The 212-nt window shown below is 63.7% G+C and carries 1 pseudogene; it reads right to left on the reverse strand.

Annotation, left to right across the window (positions count from 1 at the left end):
- Nucleotides 1-212: pseudogene (locus tag EOC06_RS39820) on the reverse strand (AraC family transcriptional regulator); the annotation flags it as partial.

Below are 212 nucleotides of genomic sequence, written 5' to 3' on the forward strand. Positions count from 1 at the left end.
GTCGCGTCCTTGTTGCGCGTATTCGAGCGGCATTTCCACAGCCTCGATCAGCAACTGACGCAGCAGCGGCGAAATGCTGACCACCTGGCAATCTGCGCTACGCGCTGCCAGCGGCAAGGCCTCGGGCTCGATGTACAGGCTGCGGGTAGTCACGCCCTGCATTTTGACCTGATGAGGCATGTGCGGCGGCAGCCAGACCGCGCGTTGTGGCG

The organism is Mesorhizobium sp. M7A.F.Ca.MR.362.00.0.0, from assembly GCF_004023175.1.
Lineage (GTDB): Bacteria > Pseudomonadota > Alphaproteobacteria > Rhizobiales > Rhizobiaceae > Mesorhizobium.